Below are 14,938 nucleotides of genomic sequence, written 5' to 3' on the forward strand. Positions count from 1 at the left end.
TCAGCGAGCCGGTGCCGGAGTCTCGTCCCCCGCGTCCGAGGGGGCGGGGTCCGGCTCGGCTCCCGCTCCGAACCGCTGCTCGCGCTGCCGTGGGATTCGCTCACCCGCGGAAGTCTGACATCCACCACTGACAATCGCGGAACCCGTGCTCCCGGCGGCCGGGGCGGAGGCGGCAGCGGGGGCGCCGGCGGCAGCGGGCGCGGAGCCGGCCGCGGCCGGTGCGAGACGGGCCGGCAGCAGGGTCCGGATCCGCTGCGCGGTCCGCAGCACGAACGGCGTCAGCAGCAGCCCCGCCCCCATCACGGCCGCACCCGCGACCGCGTCGAGGAAGTAGTGGTTCGCGGTGCCCATGACCACGATCGTGGTCACCAGCGGGTAGACGACGGCGGCCACCTTCGTCGTGCGCGTGCCGCCGTAGCGCCACAGCATCACCCCGCACCACAGCGCCCAGCCCACGTGCAGACTCGGCATCGCCGCGTACTGGTTGGTCATGCCGCCCATGCCGCGCGGCGCACTCGCCTCGCCGCCCCACCAGCCGTACGAGCTGTACTGGGCCATCGTGTCGACGAAGCCGTGACCGGAGTCCAGCAGCCGGGGCGGGCAGGTAGGCAGCAGGGTGAAGCCGATGAGACCTATGAACGTGGACGTCATCAGCCAGGTGCGCGCGGCCCGGTAGCGCACCGCGCGGGAGCGGAAGAGCCACACCAGGATCGCCGGGGTGACCAGGTAGTGCAGCGACGCGTACCAGAAGTCCGCCGGGACACCGATCCAGGGCTCGCTGGTGAAGAGACGGTTGAGGGGGTGCTCCGCGTTGAGGAAGAGCGCCTTCTCGATGTCCAGGATGGCCACGCCGTGGTCGACGGCGTCGGCCACGTCGCCGCGCACGAGCAGCCGCCCGGCGCTGTAGCAGGCGTACACGAGGACGATGAGCGGCAGCTCGGTCCACCAGCGCAGCCGAGTTTTCGGGGCCGCCTCGGTGCCCGGTGTCTCGGTGTGCGGCAATCCGATCGCCCTCCCCCTTCTCACGCTTCTCACGTCTCGCTCACTCGTGCGCCCGGACGGACGCGGGCGAGCCACTCTACGGCCTCGCCGGAAGCGCTCCGCGAAGCGCCCTCGGACCGGATAGACGCGGGCACTGCCCCTCGGGTTGCCCGCACGGACGGTACGGGATGATGGAAGCGTCCCCTCAGACATTTCTCCCGGAAAGGCCCTTCCATGGCACCGCGCATCCTGCTGGCCCGGCACGGACAGACGGAATGGTCGCTGTCCGGCAGACACACCGGCAGGACCGACGTGCCGCTCCTGGAGGAGGGCCGGCGCGGCGCGAAGCTGCTCGGCGAGCGGCTGCACCGGGCACCGCTGGACGGGCTGCCCGGCGTGGAGGTGCGGACCAGCCCGCTGGTGCGCGCGAGCGAGACCTGCGAGCTGGCGGGGTTCGGCGGGCGTGCCCGGACCTGGGACGCGCTGATGGAGTGGGACTACGGGGCCTACGAGGGCATGACGCCGGACCAGATCCAGGCCGTGCGGCCCGGCTGGCTGATCTGGCGGGACGGGGTGCCCGACGGGGAGAGTGTGAGCGACGTCACCGCGCGCGCGGACGAGGTGGTGGCGTGGGCGCGGGAGGCGGAGCGGGACGTGCTCGTCTTCGCCCACGGGCACGTGCTGCGAGCCATCGGGGCGCGGTGGCTGGGGCTGCCGGTGTCGTTCGGGGCGCGGATACGGCTGAATCCGACGTCGCTGTCGGTGCTGGGGTGGGCGTACGGGGAGCCGGCGGTGGAGAGCTGGAACGACTCCGGGCATCTCGTCGGCTGACGGCTGACGGCTGACGGCTGACGGCTGACGGCTGACGGCTGTGCCGGTGCCGGTGGTGCGGTGCGATGCCCGTGCTGGTGGGAGCCCGGCGTCCGGGCTGGGGTGGGGTGGGGGTGCGTTGCCCGGCGTTGCGGGGTGCCTCCCCCCACTCTCGGCTTCGCTCGAGCGGGAGGTGCCCCCACCGCCCACCCGTGCCGCCCTGGGGGGTACCTCCCAGGCCGTTCAGGCACTGGGGGAGGCACGACTGCCCGCAGCGACGGCGGTGGGGGTGCGGGTGTCCGCAGTCGGGGGCGGCCGGTGCTGCGTGGGCGCGTGGGGGTCGGCCGGTTGTGGTCAGGCCGGTCTCGGGAGTGCCGCGTGGCGGTCCAGGAAGGTGGAGACCTGGGGCGCGCGGCGGTGCGGGAGGAGAACGCGGGCCGTGCCCGCCAGCATCGTGCGGACGCGGGAGGACTGGACCTCGCCGAGCAGGTCAAGGACCCGCGTCCCGGCGCCCGCCGCCTCGTCGGGACGGCCCCCGCGGGCCAGGTCGTCCGCCAGCTCCGCCGTGTACAGCGCGAGGTTGCGGGTGAAGTGCGGGTCCTGCAGCTCGGCCGCCCGCCGCGCGTGCCGAGCGGCCCGCGGCCAGTCGCCCAGGGTGGACCAGCACTGCGCCTCCAGCCCCTCCAGCTCGGCCTCGCCGTAGAAGCTCATCCACTCGGGGTCGGTGTCCGAGGGGCCCCGTCCGAAGAAGGTCTGCGCCCGCACCAGCGCCTGCTCGCATCCGACGCGGTCCGCGAGCCCCGCCCAGCCGCCCGCCTCGCGCAGCGCGAGCAGCGACATCAGCCGGTCCGAACCCAGCGGGCGGGCGGCGCGCTGCGCGGCCTGGGACGCCCGTACCGCCTCGCGCGGACGGCCGGCGTCGCGGGCCAGGAACGCCATGTTGCAGAAGGCGTGCGCCTCCAGGGCCGGATCGTCGTTGGTCCGGGCGGTGGCCAGGGCCTCGGCGTAGTGGGAGCGGGCGTCGTCGAAGCGCCCCGAGTCGTGCGCCAGCCAGCCCACGGAGATCGCCAGTTCACCGGCGCCCGAGTAGAGGCGGTCGGCGACCGCCTGCCGGGACGCCCCGGCGTCCAGGAGCGCGTACGCGGTGCGCAGCGGGGCCGCCGCGCGCCGGTAGAGGCCGTCCGCGCCGTGCCGGTCGTCGAGCAGCCGGATCCGGCGGACGGCCTCTTCGAGGGCGCCGGCCTCGCTCCTCCCGGCCCGGCGCGCGGGACGCCCGGCCGCCGCGGCGTCGAGGGCGAGCCCCAGGGGCCCCAGCGAGGCGGCGGCCACCGTGGCACCGCTCGTCATGAATGCGCGACGCAGCACGTCGCTCTCCTCGTTGTTGTCGTGCGTCTCGTACAGGTCGTGCGTGTCTCGCGTGTCATACGTCTCATACGGCTCACCCGCCCCTCGCGACTCACCGGTGGTGCGCGGCTGCCGTCCGCGTACCGACGAGCGGGGTGCGAACCCCAGGTCGGTGAGCGTGCGGCCGGGGAACATGTGCAGGAACACCCGCTCGTAGGCGTAGTTGGGGCAGCGGATCTCACCCGCCTCGACCCGGCCGACGTAGCGCGCGTCGCAACTGACCCGCTCGTCGATCTCGCGTGCGGCACGGCGGACCGCCGCCGCGAACTCCGCCGGGGAGCGCCGGCCGCGCAACCGCCTGAAGGCGAGGTTCGGCCGCGGGGGCCGTTCGGGCTGGGCGGAGGTCACCGTTGACGACGCCATGGCCGGGTCCTCTCGTGCGAACCGTCGAACCATGCCGGGGGGAAGGGGGCCGAATTCGCGCGACACCCTGTTTCCGGCGAGCAAGAACGTACCGGCTGTGACAGAGCGGCCACGCGCTGTTTGGCTACAAAACGGATATCTCCTCCACGATCTGCCATGAAGTGCCATCCTTTGCGGCGGCATCCGGCCGTAGCCGTTGACGCCCCGCCGCGTTGAACCGGTCGGCCGGAGACCCCCCGAATCCCGGTCCGCTCGTCCGAGGAGGAGTTCCGTGGTGGAGGCCGGGATGGACACCAGCATCAGCGATCCCCCCTGCGACGCCTGTGACGTCGTCACCGTGCCGGCCCGACAGGGTCTGGAGGCGGTCGACATCCTCAGGCGGGGAGCCGGTGAGGGGGTGGGCTCAGTGATCCACGACGACGGCTGCGACACCCTGGGCTTCCTGGTGCCGCCGGGCACCGCCGCCGCCTGGGACGTGCCGGGCAGCACCTGCACCGAGACGGACGGCCGGGGACTGCGCATCGTCCCGGAGCCCGAGCCGCCCGTGGAGGGCTCCGACTGGCTGCTGCCGCCCGGCGAGGCGGACCTGGCGACCGACCCCGCCGTCCTGCGGGCCGCGCTGGGCGAGGCGGCCCGGCTGATCAGGGCCGCCGACAGCTGCCGCTAGCACCGTCGCGCCGGCCTGGTGATCAGGGCCGCCGACAGCTGCCGCTGGGCACCGTCGCGCCGGGCCCGGCCGGGGACCCGGATAATGGACCGATGGGAAAGTCCAGGAACGCCCGCCGCGGGCACGCCGCCGCGGAAGCCGTCGTCGAGGACGTCGACGGAGGGCGCGCCGAGCTGGTGCCCGACCGGGACCGGCCCCGGGCCCGGACGCTGCTGATCGACGGCGCCCCGCAGTCGCACGTCGACCTCGACGACCCGGCGTACCTGTCCTTCGAGTACCAGCGCCGCATCGGCCACGTCATCGACCTGGCCGCCCCGCCGGGCAAGCCGGTACGGGCCGTGCACCTCGGCGGCGGCGCCCTCACCCTGGCCCGCTACGTCGCCGCCACCCGCCCCCGCTCCACCCAGCAGGTCGTCGAGCGGGACGCCGCCCTGGTCCAGATGGTCCGCCGGGAGCTGCCCCTGGACCCGGGCGCGCGGATACGGGTGCGCTCCACCGACGCCCGCGCCGGTCTGGCCAAGGTACCCGACGGCTGGGCGGACCTCGTCGTCGCGGACGTCTTCGGCGGGGCCCGCACCCCGGCCCACCTGACCTCCACCGAGTACCTCGACGAGGTGCGGCGCGCGCTCGCGCCCGGCGGGCTCTACGCCGCCAACCTGGCCGACGGCCCGCCGCTGGCCCACCTGCGCGGCCAGGTCGCCACCGCGGCCGCCCGGTTCGCCGAACTCGCCCTCGTCGCCGACCCGGCCGTGCTGCGCGGCAGACGCTTCGGCAACGCGATCCTCGTCGCCGCCGACCACCCGCTGCCCGTCGCCGAACTCACCCGCCGGGCCGCCTCCGACCCGCACCCCGCGCGCGTGGAACACAGCCGCGCCCTCCGCGACTTCACCGGCGGCGCCCGGCCCGTGACGGACGCGGCGGCGGTGGACTCGCCCGCGCCGCCGGAGTCCGTGTTCAAGTGAGCCCGCCGGCGGGGCCGTCGGCTCAGTAGCTGCCGATCTCCACCCGCGGCGGCCCGTCGTGCCAGGTGCAGAACACCGACACCCGGTCCGCGCCCGAGCTGAACTCCACCCGGATCCACGACTCCGTCTTCCACACCTGCATCGACCAGCCCGCGCCCGGCGTCGCCGACACCAGGGACGCGGACGCCGGACCGAGGTCGAAGACCGCGCGGCCCCCGTCGGTGTCGTAGCTCCTGACCTTCCCGGACGTGTCGGGGGCGGGGCTCGCCGGGTCCTCGGCCGGCGTGCTGGACGGCGCGGTGCGCGACGGGGCGGGGGCGGGGCCGGGCTCGCGGGAGGTGCGGCTCGGCGCCGGCGACGCGCTGGCCGAAGGGGAGGGCGCCGGACGGCCGGTGGACGAGGCCAGGGGTCGCCCGGCGTCGTCCTCCCCGCCCCGCACGCTCGCGTCCGCCGCCGTGATCGGCAGCGCCCGGGGCGCGTCGTAGGCCGTGCCCGCCATCACCGTGTGGACGCCCCACCACGACAAGGTGACCGCGGCGCCGGTGGCGAGCAGCCAGGCGATCACGTGGACGAGTCCTCTGCGCATCGCCGTCATACTGCCTCACCCGCCCCACGCGTGTCGCGTGCCCGCGGGGTGACCTCGGTCCCGGCCGCAGTTGTCCACAGGCCCGGGCCGGGTCGGTCCGCATGGCGTACGGTGCCGCCCATGGCAAGTGTGCTCGTGGTCGAGGACGACCAGTTCGTCCGCTCGGCGCTCATCCGGCAGCTGACCGACGCCTCGCACACCGTGCGCAGCGTGGGCACGGCACTGGAGGCGCTGCGCGAGGTCGCCCATTTCCGGTTCGACGTGGTGGTCCTGGACCTCGGCCTGCCCGACCTGGACGGCTGCGAGGCGCTGAAGATGCTGCGCGGCATCACCGACGTACCGGTGATCGTCGCCACCGCCCGGGACGACGAGGCCGAGGTCGTACGGCTGTTGAACGCGGGCGCGGACGACTACCTCACCAAGCCGTTCTCCGTGGAGCACCTGTCGGCCCGGATGGCGGCCGTGCTGCGCCGGGCCCGCGGCGGCCCGGCGGAGGCGGCGGCGCCCGCGGTCATCCGGGTCGGCGGCCTCACCGTCGACCCGCTGCGCCGCCAGGCCGAACTGGACGGGGCGGCCCTGGACCTGACCCGCCGCGAGTTCGACCTGCTCGCCTTCCTGGCCGGCCGGCCCGGGGTCGTCGTCGCCCGCAAGGAGCTGCTCGCCGAGGTCTGGCAGCAGTCCTACGGCGACGACCAGACCATCGACGTGCACCTGTCCTGGCTGCGCCGCAAGCTCGGCGAGACCGCGGCCCGGCCGCGTTATCTGCACACCCTGCGCGGCGTCGGAGTGAAGCTGGAGCCACCGCGATGAGATGGGCCCTGGTCAAGGTCTCGCTGGCGGTCACCGCGATGGTCGTGGTCGCCTTCGCCGTGCCCCTCGGGCTCGTCATCCGCGAGATGGCCCGCGACCGCGCCTTCTCCAACGCCGAGCGGGAGGCCGCCGCCGTCGCCCCCGCCCTGTCCATCACCACCGACCGCGAGCAGCTGGAGCGCGTCGTGGCCTCCGCGGGCTCGGACGCCGGGATGGCCGTGCACATACCGGCGTCCGGCGACCGCGGCGGCGGCGCCACCGACATCGGCCGGCAGCGCGCCACCGACGAGGACATCGCCGCCGTACGGGAGATGGGGCGGGCCTCCACCACCGAGGTGGGCGGCGGCTCCACCCTGCTCCAGCCCGTCGCGCTCAGCTCCGGCGAGATCGCCGTCGTCGAGGTCTACATCCCCGAGTCCGAGGTGACCAACGGCGTCGGCACGGCCTGGGCGGTGCTCGCCGCGGTCGGCGCCGCGCTCGTCGTGGGCTCGGTCGCGGTCGCCGACCGGCTCGGCGTGCGGATGGTGCAGCCCGCGCGGCGCCTGGTCGACGGGGCGCACGAGCTGGGCGAGGGCAAGCTGGGCGCGCGGGTGCCCGTGGAGGGTCCGGACGAACTGCGGCGCGCGGCCGTCGCGTTCAACTCCATGGCCGACCAGGTCGTCCAGCTCCTCGCCAACGAGCGGGAGCTGGCCGCCGACCTGTCCCACCGGTTGCGCACCCCGCTGACCGTGCTGCGCCTCAACGCGGCCTCGCTCGGCGACGGCCCGGCCGCCGAGCAGACCCGGGCCGCCGTCGAGCAGCTGGAGCGCGAGGTCGACACCATCATCCGCACCGCCAGGGACGCCAAGCCGCAGACGGCGGCCGCCGGTCCGGGCGCCGGGTGCGACGCGGCCGAGGTGGTCCGCGAGCGGATGGCGTTCTGGTCGGCGCTCGCCGAGGACGAGGGACGCAAGTGGCGGGTGGCCGGCGCCGACCGGCCGGTGCGCATACCCGTGGCCCGCGCCGACCTCGCCGCCTCCCTCGACGCGCTGCTCGGCAACGTCTTCCGGCACACCGCCGAGGGCACCGCCTTCGCCGTCGACCTGCACAACGGCGAGGACGCGGTGATCGTGCTCGTCTCGGACGCGGGCGCCGGCATAGCCGACCCCGAGGCGGCGATGGCCCGCGGCCGGGGCTCGGGCACCGACGGCTCGACCGGGCTCGGCCTGGACATCGTGCGCCGGATGGCGGAGTCGACCGGCGGCGACGTACGCATCGGCGCCTCCGTGCTGGGCGGCACCGAGGTGCGGATCTGGATCCAGCTGGACGGGCGCCGGCCGCCGGCGCGACACGGCCACCGGGGAGCCGTACGGCGACGCCGGCAGCACCGGGCGGCCGCGGCCACGCCACCCGTGGCCACGTCACCCGCGGCCCCGGCCGGCCGCGACCATTAATCAGCCCCGATCCCTTCCTTAAGCCCACCCTAAGATCGCCAAGCCCCGCCCGGATCAGGCTCTTTGCCCGTTTCCGGGTCGCTAGCGTGCTGCCGCACCCCCACCCCGCCCCCGTCGGTCTCCCGCCGGGGGCACCGTGAACAGCGAAGGCAGGCACGTGATGCGTACGCACCGACGCAAGGTCAGTGGCAGGAACAAGGCGATCGGCGCCGTCGTCGCGGCGGCCGTGGCCGGTGGCGGGGCGCTGCTGTTCACCAGCACCGCCCAGGCGGCCGCGGTCGGCGCCGCGTACACGAAGACCAGCGCGTGGTCGACGGGTTACACCGCCCAGTACGTCGTCACGAACACCAGCGGGCAGCCGAAGGCGGACTGGACGCTGGAGTTCGACCTGCCCTCGGGCGCGACGCTCGGCTCGCTGTGGAACGCCGAGTCGGAGGTCGACGGTCAGCACGTCACCGTGACCCCGCCCCGGTGGGACACGGACGGGCTGAAGACCGGGGAGTCCGTCACGGTCGGCTTCGTCGTCGACGGCACCGCCGACCCGACCGGTTGTCTCGTCGACGACGCCGCGTGCTCGACGGACGACGCCGCCACCCCCGAGCCCAGCGGCCGCCCGACCGACACCCCGGCCCCGACGCCGACCCCGACGGCCACCGGCGGCACCGAGCCGGCACCGACCGGCACCCCCACCGCCCCGGCGCCCACCGGGACCCCCGGCGACGGCACCGCCGCGGGCGCGGGCTTCGCGCCGTACGTCGACACCTCCCTCTACCCGGCCTTCGACCTGCTCGCGCACTCCGCGGCGACCGGCGTGAAGGAGTACAACCTCGCCTTCGTCACCGACGGCGGCGGCTGCACGCCCAAGTGGGGCGGCGTCACCGACCTCGGCGGCGACGCGGTCGCGAACCAGATAGGCGCCCTGCGCGAGAAGGGCGGCGACGTCCGCGTCTCCTTCGGCGGCGCCTCCGGCTCCGAACTCGGCACCACCTGCACGTCGGCCGACGCGCTGGCGGCGGCGTACGGCAAGGTCGTCGACGCCTACGGGCTGACCAAGGTCGACTTCGACGTCGAGGGCGGCGCGCTGCCCGACACGGCCGCCAACACCCGCCGTGCCCGGGCGATCGCCGCGCTGCAGAAGCAGCACCCAGGTCTGGACGTCTCCTTCACCCTCCCGGTGATGCCCGAGGGCCTCACACAGGCGGGCGTCGACCTCCTCGCCGACGCGAAGAGGAACGGCGTGGACATCGACGCCGTCAACATCATGGCCATGGACTACGGCCCCGCGTACAGCGACGACATGGGCACGTACGCCACTCAGGCCGCCACCGCCACCCAGGCCCAGGTCAAGGGCGTCCTCGGACTGTCCGACGCGGACGCCTGGCAGGCGGTCGCCGTCACCCCGATGATCGGCGTCAACGACGTCGCCTCCGAGGTCTTCGAGGTCGAGGACGCCGCGCAGCTGGTGGAGTTCGCCAAGTCCAAGGGCCTCGGCGGACTGTCCATGTGGTCCGCCACCCGCGACAAGGCCTGCCCCGGCGGCCCGAAGCCCTCGGCCGACGCCACGTGCAGCTCCGTCGACCAGGAGCCGAACGCCTTCTCCAAGGCGTTCGCCGCCTTCGAGTAGGACGGGGCGGCCTGGAGCAGGACCGGGCCCCACACCGGTCCCGTACGCGGGGCGCGGCACCCGCCGGGTGCCGCGCCCCGCATCCGTCGTACCGCCGTCCCTCCCCCCGAAGGGCCGCCGGTCCGCTCGCGGGGCCTGCCTACTCGGCCGCGTCCACCGGCGGCAGCGTCCCCGTGCGGGCCGCCCGCCCGAACCACAGGGCGCTCGACTTCGGGATGCGCTGCTGAGAGACGTAGTCGACGTACACCGCGCCGAAACGCTTCTCGTAGCCGTAGGCCCACTCGAAGTTGTCCAGCAGGGACCACAGGTAGTAGCCGCGGACGTCGGCGCCGTCGGTGATGGCCCGGCGGACCGCCGAGAGGTGACCGTTCAGGTAGGCGACCCGCTCGGGGTCGCGCACCGAGCCGTCCGCGCCGGGCTTGTCGTCGTAGGCCGCGCCGTTCTCGCTGATGTACAGCGGCATGCCGGGGGCCTCCCGGTTGTAGCGCATGATCAGCTCGTGCAGGCCGCTCGGGTCGACGGTCCAGCCCATCGCGGTGCGCTCGCCCGGCGGCTGGTGGAAGGCCACGTCGTCCGCGGCGGGCCACGGGGAGTGGTCGCTCTCGCCGTGGCCGTCGGCACGCGGGGCGCGCGAGTCGGCGTCGGCCGCCGAGACCACGGTGGGCGTGTAGTAGTTGAGGCAGATCGCATCGATCGGCTGCCGGATCCGGCCCAGGTCGCCGTCCTGGACGTGCGACCAGTCCGACACCGAGGCGGTCGCCTCCTGGAGGGACTGCGGGTAGGCGCCGTGCAGGATCGGGCCGTGGAAGATCCCGCCCGACAGGTCGTCGATCTTCCGGGCCGCGGCGAGGTCCGCCGGGTTCTGCGACAGGGGGCGCACCACGGAGGTGTTGAGGCTGATCGCCACCGAGTTGCGGGCCGGCATCACCGAGCGCAGCGCCACCGTGCCCAGGCCGTGCGCCAGGTTCAGGTGGTGCGCGGCGCGCAGCGAGGCCGCAGGGTCGGTGCGGCCGGGCGCGTGCACACCGGAGGCGTAGCCGAGGAACGCGGCGCACCACGGCTCGTTCAGCGTGATCCACTGCTCCACCCGGTCGCCGAGCGCCTCGCCGACGATCTGCGCGTACTCGGCGAACCGGTACGCCGTGTCCCGCTCGGGCCAGCCGCCCGCGTCCTCCAGCTCCTGCGGCAGGTCCCAGTGGTAGAGCGTGACGGCCGGTTTGATCCCGGCGGCCAGCAGCTCGTCCACCAGGCGGCGGTAGAAGTCCAGGCCGCGCTGGACGGCGGGGCCGCGGCCGGTCGGCTGCACGCGGGGCCAGGAGATCGAGAAGCGGTAGGCGCCCAGGCCCAGGTCCTTCATCAGCGCCACGTCGTCGCGGTAGCGGTGGTAGTGGTCGACAGCGATGTCACCGGTGTCCCCGCCGGCCGTCTTCCCGGGGGTGTGGCTGAAGGTGTCCCAGATCGAGGGCGTACGGCCGTCCTCCCGTACCGCGCCCTCGATCTGGTACGCCGAGGTGGCGGCGCCCCACAGGAAGGCGGGGGGGAAGGTCACCGGGGTCACCGGCGTTGCGGACTCAGGCATGGAAGCGCTCCCATAGGCGGTTCGTGGCGGGTCGTCCCGATCGGGCGAAATCCGACCGGTGAGACCGACGGGTGGAAGGACGAGGGGGGAAGCCGGGCCGGGCACTGGTCACCCGAACCGGGGCCGGGGCGACGGTGACCCGGCCCCCGCGGGTGAGTGCGAGGTGTCAGCCCTTGACGGCGCCCTGCATGATGCCGCCCACGATCTGCTTGCCGAAGATCGCGAACACCAGGAGCAGCGGCAGCGTGCCCAGCAGCGCGCCCGCCATGATCAGGGACTGGTCCGGGGTGTAGCCGCGGCCCAGTCCGGCGAGGGCGACCTGCACGGTCGGACTGCCGTTCTGCGTCAGCACCAGGAACGGCCACAGGAAGTCGTTCCAGGACTGCACGAACATCAGCATGCCCAGCACGGCCATCGCGGGCCGCGCCGCCGGGAACACCACGTGCCACACCACGCGCCAGCTGCTGGCACCGTCGACGCGGGCGGCTTCGATGATCTCGTCGGGCAGCGCCTGGAGCAGGTACTGGCGCATGAAGAACACACCGAACGCGTTCACCAGGGACGGCAGGATCACCGCCTGGAGCTGGTCGGACCAGTCCAGCTTCGCCACCATCATGTACAGCGGGATGATGCTGAGCTGCGGCGGCACCATCATCGTGCCGATGACGATCAGCATCAGCGCGTTGCGCCCGCGGAAGCGCAGCTTGGCGAAGGCGAACCCGGCGATCGTCGACAGGAAGACGATGGTGAACGCCGAGATGCCGGCCACGATGGTGGTGTTGAGGAACGCCTCGCCGAGGTTGGCGTCGTTCCAGGCGACCTCCAGCTTGTCGAACAGGTTGCCGCCGAACCAGAGGGGCGGCGGCGTCTGGGCGAGCCGCTGGTTGTCGCGCGAGGCGGCGATCGCCGTCCACACCAGCGGGAACAGCGAGCCGATGGTGAACAGGGCGAGGATGATGTAGGCGATCGGCCCGGCGTGCATGTGCCCGCCGGCCCGGGAGGCCTTCGACCCCCGCCGGCCCTTCCGGGACGGCTCGGGTGCCGCGTCGGCCGGGGGTTTCGTCATGGTCGTCGTCACGGCCGGTTCTCCTTAACTACTGGCGCGCAGCCGGCGCGAGATGACGGCGTTCAGGATCCCGATCACGATGAGGATCAGGAACATCGCCCAGGCGATCGCGGAGGCGCGGCCCAGGTGCTGGTTGACCCAGCCCTGCTCGTACAGGTACAGGCCGAGCGTCTGGAACTGGTGCTGGGAACCGCCCGAGGCCCCCTTGTTCGCGTCGAACAGCAGCGGCTCGCCGAAGACCTGCGAGGCGCCGATGGTCGACACGACGACCGTGAACAGGATCGTCGGACGCAGCGAGGGCAGCGTGACGTGGATGAACTGCCGCCAGCGGCTGGCCCCGTCCAGCGCCGCCGACTCGTACAGGTCCTGCGGGATCGCCTGCATCGCGGCCAGGTAGATCAGCGCGTTGTAGCCGGTCCAGCGCCAGATGACGATCGAGGACACGGCGAACTTCGACGCCCACGAGCCGTTCTGCCAGTCGATCTTGTCCAGGCCCACCATGTCGAGGACCCAGTTGATCATGCCGTAGTCGCGGCCGAAGAGCAGCACGAAGACCAGCGAGGCCGCGGCGATCGAGGTCGCGTACGGCGCCAGCATCACGACCCGGTAGAAGGTCGAGGCCCGCAGCTTGTAGTTGAGGATGTGCGCGAGGCCCATCGCCATCAGCAGCTGCGGCACCGTGGAGATGACGCCGATCCACAGCGTGTTCTTCGCCGCGTTCCAGAAGAACTCGTCGTCGAAGATGCGGGTGTAGTTGTCCAGGCCCGTCCACGTCATGTCGGTGGGCGCGGTCAGCTCCACCGTGTGCAGCGAGGCCCAGCCGGTGTAGATCAGCGGGAACAGGCCGAAGGCGACGAAGAGCAGGAAGAACGGCGAGACGAACGCGTACGGGCTCCAGCGGATGTCCCGCTGCCAGCGCCGGGAGAGTTTCGCCCGCCTCTTGCGGTCGGCCTCGGCGGCCGCCCTGCCACCGGGCGGGCGGCCCGGGGCCGCGCCCCCCTTGACGGGGGGCGCGGCGGTGTCGTGCCGGGTGGTCATTCCGGTCACTTCTCCAGGTTGTTGTCGATGGTCTTCACGGCGTTGTTCCACGCGTCCTTCGCCGACTTGCCCTGGGTGACGAGGATGACGCCGTTGTCGGTCAGACCCTGCTGGATGATCTGGTCCTTCGCACCGATGACCTGGTTCGGGATGCTCTCGGCGGCCTTGGCGAAGACCTTGCCGATCGGCGCGTCACCGGTCATGTCGTTCTTGCCGCCGGTCACCTCGGGCGTCGTGTACGCGGCCGGGGCGCTCGGGAAGCTGGCCTGCACGGCGAACAGCTTGGCCTGCTGCTCCGGCGCCGTCAGCCAGGTGATCAGCTTCTGGGCCTCCTTGACGTGCTTGCCGCTCTTGGGCACGCCGAGGAAGCTGCCGCCCCAGTTGCCGGACTTCGGCGCCTGGGCCACGTCCCACTTGCCGGCGGACTCGGGCTTCGACTTGCCCTTGATCGTGCCGAGCATCCACGGCGGGCAGGCCACGGTGGCGAACAGGCTGTTGGCGACGGTCTGGTCCCAGGCCGGCTGGAACTGGGTCTGCGACTGGACCAGTCCCTTCTCGGCGGCCTCCGCGGTCAGGTCGAAGGCGTCCTTGACGGCCGGGTTCGACTTGTAGACGACCTCGCCGGAGGAGTCGTAGAACTTCTCCTCCTCACTGCTGAGGATGGCGTTGATCAGTCCGCCGGGGGAGTCCATGAAGTAGGTGTCCTTGCCGGCACCCTTCTTGTACTTCTCACCGGTCTCGACGAACTTCTTCCAGTCGCCGGCCCACAGCTTGGAGACCTCCTCGCGGTCCGTCGGCAGGCCCGCCTTCTCGAAGAGGTCCTTGCGGTAGCAGATGGCCATCGGGCCGATGTCCGTGCCGAGGCCTATCGTGGCGCCGTCCTTGGTGGTGCCCTGCTGCCACTTCCAGTCGAGCCAGTTGTCCTTCTTGACACCCTCGGCCTTGGACATGTCCGCGAACTTGTCCGCCTGGGTGCCGACGACCTCGGCGATGTTGCCGACCTCGATCGCCTGCACGTCCTGGAGGCCGCTGTTGGTGGTGAGGTGGTTGACCAGAGCGGGGTAGTAGTTCTCGTTCCGCTCGGTGACGTTCTCCTCGATGTGGATGTCCGGGTTGAGCTTCTCGTACTCCTTGTAGAGGCCGGCCTCCTTGAAGCCCATCGTCCCGAACAGACCGAGGGTGATCGTGGTCTTGCCGCTGCTGTCGCCCGACGACGAGTTGTCCTCGTCGTTCCCGTCGTCGGCACAGCCGGCCAGCAGCCCGGCGCCCAGCGACGCGATGGCCGCCATGACCACCACCTTGCGGGCCGATCCTCTGCGTGCTGCTCGCATTGCGTCCTCCTGTTGCCCTGACGTGCCGACCCCCCGGCCAACTACATGGTTGGGCCCGCTGCTTCATGTCATTCGTTCGTCGCTGCGGCTCGGGCGGGGAACGTGCGGGATGTGTATGTGCCAGGTAGTGTGGGAGCGCTCCCACAAGTGATGTGTTGAAGAGTCGCGGGTCCGGGCGGGGGTGTCAAGGGAACGGACGCGACGAAATGCGTTCAGTTATCGGCCTGTTAACTGGACGCTACGAGCGACGCGGAGACACTCCCGTACGGCGGGAGAGGGGCCGG

Annotated in this window: 13 protein-coding genes; 6 read left to right on the plus strand and 7 right to left on the minus strand. The window is 72.8% G+C overall.

The genetic code is table 11. The features are described 5' to 3' along the window. Positions 1–1,002 (minus strand): phosphatase PAP2 family protein, encoded by a 1,002-nt coding sequence (locus tag EV562_RS05765; protein ID WP_133885573.1) that lies wholly within the window; start codon positions 1,000–1,002, stop codon positions 1–3. A 213-nt stretch (positions 1,003–1,215) separates the two neighbouring features. On the opposite strand from EV562_RS05765, the gene EV562_RS05770 reads away from it, so the two are divergent. Then, the gene (locus tag EV562_RS05770; protein ID WP_133885574.1) at positions 1,216–1,812 is read left to right on the plus strand and encodes a histidine phosphatase family protein; all 597 of its coding nucleotides are present in this window, start codon (positions 1,216–1,218) and stop codon (positions 1,810–1,812) included. A gap of 333 nt (positions 1,813–2,145) precedes the next feature. On the opposite strand, the gene EV562_RS05775 is transcribed toward EV562_RS05770, so the two are convergent. After that, positions 2,146–3,558 carry a hypothetical protein gene (locus EV562_RS05775; protein WP_133885575.1) on the minus strand — a complete coding sequence of 471 codons (1,413 nt, stop codon included), beginning with the start codon at positions 3,556–3,558 and terminating at the stop codon, positions 2,146–2,148. Positions 3,559–3,844: 286 nt separating this feature from the next. Between EV562_RS05775 and EV562_RS05780 the strand changes: the two genes are divergently transcribed. Continuing rightward, positions 3,845–4,225: a hypothetical protein gene (locus tag EV562_RS05780; RefSeq protein WP_166661606.1), complete on the plus strand. Its 381-nt coding sequence runs from the start codon at positions 3,845–3,847 to the stop codon at positions 4,223–4,225. 92 nt (positions 4,226–4,317) lie between these two features. Then, positions 4,318–5,187 carry a fused MFS/spermidine synthase gene (locus EV562_RS05785; RefSeq protein WP_133885577.1) on the plus strand — a complete coding sequence of 290 codons (870 nt, stop codon included), beginning with the start codon at positions 4,318–4,320 and terminating at the stop codon, positions 5,185–5,187. A 22-nt stretch (positions 5,188–5,209) separates the two neighbouring features. On the opposite strand, the gene EV562_RS05790 is transcribed toward EV562_RS05785, so the two are convergent. Next, positions 5,210–5,773: a hypothetical protein gene (locus EV562_RS05790; RefSeq protein WP_166661607.1), complete on the minus strand. Its 564-nt coding sequence runs from the start codon at positions 5,771–5,773 to the stop codon at positions 5,210–5,212. A gap of 120 nt (positions 5,774–5,893) precedes the next feature. Between EV562_RS05790 and EV562_RS05795 the strand changes: the two genes are divergently transcribed. From EV562_RS05795 to EV562_RS05805, 3 genes are all read left to right on the plus strand, one after another. Further along, positions 5,894–6,583: a response regulator transcription factor gene (locus EV562_RS05795; protein WP_208298297.1), complete on the plus strand. Its 690-nt coding sequence runs from the start codon at positions 5,894–5,896 to the stop codon at positions 6,581–6,583. After that, on the plus strand, positions 6,580–8,016 hold the full coding sequence (locus EV562_RS05800; protein WP_133885580.1) for a HAMP domain-containing sensor histidine kinase: 1,437 nt from the start codon (positions 6,580–6,582) through the stop codon (positions 8,014–8,016). The genes EV562_RS05795 and EV562_RS05800 overlap by 4 nt, the downstream gene beginning before the upstream one ends. Before the next feature lie 160 nt (positions 8,017–8,176). Further along, the gene (locus EV562_RS05805; protein WP_133885581.1) at positions 8,177–9,640 is read left to right on the plus strand and encodes a cellulose binding domain-containing protein; all 1,464 of its coding nucleotides are present in this window, start codon (positions 8,177–8,179) and stop codon (positions 9,638–9,640) included. A 139-nt stretch (positions 9,641–9,779) separates the two neighbouring features. On the opposite strand, the gene EV562_RS05810 is transcribed toward EV562_RS05805, so the two are convergent. The 4 genes from EV562_RS05810 to EV562_RS05825 form a co-directional block, all read right to left on the minus strand. Continuing rightward, positions 9,780–11,219 carry a GH1 family beta-glucosidase gene (locus EV562_RS05810; protein ID WP_133885582.1) on the minus strand — a complete coding sequence of 480 codons (1,440 nt, stop codon included), beginning with the start codon at positions 11,217–11,219 and terminating at the stop codon, positions 9,780–9,782. Positions 11,220–11,385: 166 nt separating this feature from the next. Further along, entirely contained in the window at positions 11,386–12,297 is a 912-nt protein-coding gene (locus EV562_RS05815; protein WP_133885583.1) for a carbohydrate ABC transporter permease, read from the minus strand. A gap of 12 nt (positions 12,298–12,309) precedes the next feature. Continuing rightward, positions 12,310–13,323, minus strand: coding sequence for a sugar ABC transporter permease (locus EV562_RS05820; protein ID WP_133886030.1), 1,014 nt, complete (start codon positions 13,321–13,323; stop codon positions 12,310–12,312). Between the two features lie 5 nt (positions 13,324–13,328). Beyond that, positions 13,329–14,654 carry an ABC transporter substrate-binding protein gene (locus tag EV562_RS05825; protein ID WP_133885584.1) on the minus strand — a complete coding sequence of 442 codons (1,326 nt, stop codon included), beginning with the start codon at positions 14,652–14,654 and terminating at the stop codon, positions 13,329–13,331. Positions 14,655–14,938: the final 284 nt, after the last annotated feature.

The sequence above is a fragment of the Streptomyces sp. BK208 genome (assembly GCF_004364245.1).
Taxonomy (GTDB): domain Bacteria; phylum Actinomycetota; class Actinomycetes; order Streptomycetales; family Streptomycetaceae; genus Streptomyces.